At 66.8% G+C, this 3665-nt stretch carries 4 protein-coding genes; all 4 read left to right on the forward strand.

Annotation, left to right across the window (positions count from 1 at the left end):
• A partial coding sequence (locus tag AC5JJ6_RS04255) for a (Fe-S)-binding protein (RefSeq protein WP_496040854.1) occupies positions 1-1090 on the forward strand: 1090 nt, incomplete at its 5' end.
• Positions 1080-1820 (forward strand): GntR family transcriptional regulator, encoded by a 741-nt coding sequence (locus tag AC5JJ6_RS04260; protein ID WP_496040855.1) that lies wholly within the window; start codon positions 1080-1082, stop codon positions 1818-1820. The genes AC5JJ6_RS04255 and AC5JJ6_RS04260, both read left to right, overlap by 11 nt.
• Complete coding sequence (locus tag AC5JJ6_RS04265; RefSeq protein WP_496040856.1) at positions 1817-2596, forward strand: enoyl-CoA hydratase/isomerase family protein; 780 nt, start codon at positions 1817-1819, stop codon at positions 2594-2596. Before AC5JJ6_RS04260 ends, AC5JJ6_RS04265 begins: the two co-directional genes overlap by 4 nt.
• 115 nt (positions 2597-2711) lie before the next feature.
• Positions 2712-3452 carry a FadR/GntR family transcriptional regulator gene (locus AC5JJ6_RS04270; protein ID WP_496040857.1) on the forward strand — a complete coding sequence of 247 codons (741 nt, stop codon included), beginning with the start codon at positions 2712-2714 and terminating at the stop codon, positions 3450-3452.
• Positions 3453-3665: the final 213 nt, after the last annotated feature.

The following is a 3665-nucleotide window of genomic DNA, read 5'->3' on the forward strand; positions in this document are numbered from 1 at the left end:
GCCGATGTACGAGACTCTGGATCTTTGCGTCGGGTGCAAGGGCTGCAAGCGCGAATGCCCGACCGGCGTCGATATCTCGCGCATGAAGATCGAGTTCCTGCACCACTACCGCAAGCGCCACGGCCTGCCCGTGCGGGAGCGCCTGATCGCATGGCTGCCGCGCTATGCGCCGAAGGCGGCGCGGCTGGGCGCGCTGATGAACCTGCGCAACCGCGTTCCAGCATTGGCGGCGCTGGGCGAGCGGCTGACCGGCTTCAGCAGCAAGCGGCCGCTGCCCAAGTGGCATGACCGGCCTTTTCGCAATGAGGAAGCGGCGGCGGACGGGGTGGCCGAGGTCGTGCTGTTCGTCGATACCTTCAATCGCTGGTTCGAGGCGGACAACGCCCGCGCCGCCCTAACCGTGCTGGAGGCGGCCGGCTACAAGGTCCATGTCGCCCATCCGCCCAAGGGCGAGCGGCCGCTGTGCTGCGGCCGGACCTTCCTGACCGCCGGTCTGGTGGACGAGGCGCGGGCCGAACAGCGCCGGGTGCTGGACGCTCTCGGCCCCTATGTCGAGCGCGGCATTCCCATCGTCGGCCTGGAGCCGTCATGCCTGCTGACGATGCGGGACGAGTTCGGTTCGGTCCTGCCGGGCGAGGCCAGCACCGCTCTGGCCGGGCGGGCCGTTCTGCTGGAGGAGTTTCTGGCCGCCGAGGCCCAGGCCGGCAGGCTGAAGCTGCCGCTGAAGCCGCTGCCCCAGAGGAAGGCGCTGCTGCACGGGCACTGCCACCAGAAGGCGTTCGGCGCGCTGGCCCCGACCGAGCGGGTGCTGAAGATGATTCCCGGCCTGGAGGTCTCGACCATCCAGTCCACCTGCTGCGGCATGGCCGGCGCCTTCGGCTATCAGGCGGAACACTACGACGTATCGATGAAGATGGGCGAGCTGGGAGTCCTGCCCGCCGCCCGCGCCGCCGACCCGGATACCGTCATCGTCGCGGACGGCACCAGCTGCCGGCACCAGATTCAAGATGGAGCGCAACGTCAGGCGGTCCATATCGCTATTCTGCTGCGGGATGCGCTGGCACAGCCGGAGGAGAACCATGCTCCATGAAGATGTCGTAGCCCATCTGAGAGAGAAGCTGATCGACGGCGTCCTGCCGCCGGGGTCGCGGGTGCCGGAGAAGGAGCTTTGCGCAGAGCTGGGCGTGTCGCGCACTCCCTTGCGGGAAGCGCTGAAGGTGCTGGCGTCGGAGGGCTACGTCGTCCTGCTGCCGAACCGGGGCGCGCGCGTCGCGAAGATGACCGCCAGGAGCCTGGAGGAATTGTTCGAGGTCTGCGGCGGGATGGAGGCGCTGGCGGGCGAGCTTGCCTGCCAATACGCCACCGACGCGGAGATCGCCGAGATCAAGTCGCTGCACGACCGGATGGCGGAGTTTTACGCGGCCCACGACCTTGCCGGCTATTACCCGCTGAACCGCGCCATCCATGAAGCCATCGTGCGGGCGACCCACAATTCCGTCCTGATGAACCTGTACGAGAACGTCAGCGCCCGCATCCGCCGCGCCCGCTTCGTGGTGCCGATGCCGCCGGACCACTGGAAGCTTGCCATGGCCGAGCACGAAGCCATCCTGAACGCTCTTCAGCGGCGCGATGCCGCCGTGCTGTCGTCGATCCTGAAGACGCACCTGCGCAACAAGTGCGAGCAGGTCGAGAGGGCCGGCTTCGCCGAGAGCGACGAGCCGGCGCCGATACCGGCGCGCGCGCCCAAAAAATCCCAGACCGTGAAATCCCAGACCGCGAAATCCCAGACCGCGAAAGCCTTAGTGGAGCAAATCCCGTGACCGAAGAACTTCTCTACGACGTCCAGGACGGCATCGGCACCATCACCTTCAACCGCCCGCAGGCGCGCAACGCGATGACCTTCGCGATGTACGAGCGGCTGGGCGAGATCTGCCGGGAGGTGGAAACCGACGATCGGGTGAAGGCCCTGCTGATTACCGGCGCCGGCGACAAGGCCTTCGCCGCCGGCACCGATATCGGCCAGTTCCGCGCCTTCAAGGGTCCCGACGACGCTCTTGCCTACGAAGCGCGGATCGACCGCCTGCTGGGCGCCCTGGAACGGTGCCGCGTGCCGACTGTCGCCGCCATCGCCGGAGCCTGCACGGGAGGCGGCGCCGCCATCGCCGCCGTCTGCGACCTGCGGATCGCGGCTCCCAACGCCCGTTTCGGCTTCCCGATCGCCCGCACGCTCGGCAACTGCCTGTCGGTCGCCAACTACGCCCGGCTGGCGGCGCTGATCGGCCCTGCCCGCGTCAAGGACATCATCTTCACCGCCCGTCTGGTCGAGGCGCCCGAGGCGCAGGCGATCGGACTGGTGTCCGAGGTAATCGCCGAAGGCGCCGACCTTCTCGGGCGCGCCGGCGAAGTCGCGCGCACGGTGGCCGGCCATGCGCCGCTGACCCTGCGCGCGACCAAGGAAGCGCTGCTGCGCATTCAGGAGAAGATGACGCCGGAGGAAAGCGACGACCTGATCGTCAGCTGCTACATGAGCCAGGACTTCCAGGAGGGCATGGACGCCTTCCTGAACAAGCGGCCGCCGGTCTGGACGGGGAAGTAAGACCAAAAAAACGTCCCGCCATTCGTCCGACAAATAATGGCTTAACTTCGGCTGCGCGCCGTGCGCCGCATCATGCTAAACTCCCCGCCTTAGGAAATGCGGAGAGCGCACGGGTATGGCGGTCGAGTTCGAGAGTGTCGTGACGGTCAGTGCCGCCAAGCAGATCGCGGAAAGCCTGCGGGCGGCGATCATGGACGGCAGGCTGAAGGTGGACGAGCGTCTGCCGACGGAAGAGGAGCTTGCGCAGCGCTTCAAGGTCTCGCGTCCGACCGTGCGCGAAGCCCTGAAGCGGCTGGCGGCGCAGCACCTGATCCGGTCGCGGCGGGGGCCTGCCGGCGGCAACTTCGTATCCAGCCCGGCCCCGGAAGAGGCGGCGCAGTCGCTGGCCAACGCGGCGACGCTGATGGTCGCCGTCGGCGACATCAGCCTGGAAGCGATGGCGACGGCCCGGCTCGAACTGGAGGTGGTATGCTGCCGGCTGGCGGCCTCGAACCGGACGGAAGAGCATCTGGACGCGATGCGGCGGGAGCTGCAGGCCCAGCGGAACGCGGCGCTGACCGACGAGGAGTTCTGCGCATCCGACATCCGGTTCCACCGCGCCATGGTCGATGCCAGCGGCAACACGCTCCTCCAGTTCCTGATGCATGCCGTCGTGGAAGCCCTGCAACCCGTCAGCAACATGATCATCTTCCGGGTGCGCGACCGGCAGGCCATCGTCGGCTTCCACGAACGCATCCTGCATTCGGTGGAGTCGCGCGACGCGGAGACCGGCGCCGCCGCACTGGCCGATCTGGTGGCCTACACGCGCGACCGCTACCGCGAAGCGCTCGAACGGCGGGCCGAGCGGACCGGCTAAAGGCAGACGGCACACGCGGCATCGGATTAGATTTAACTCGAGAATTCCAGCCCGGCTCTTTTGGCGGTAGGCTAGCTATGACTACCCTGTTTCTGGACCCCGGCTGCATTCAAGGTTATCGTTCCGTCCGAATTTCAACCAACGGGATGACCGTAGATACCGTTATCACAACGAACATGATTACGACAGTAAACCAAGGTTCTTTTGCTAATC

The organism is Skermanella sp., assembly GCF_059503625.1.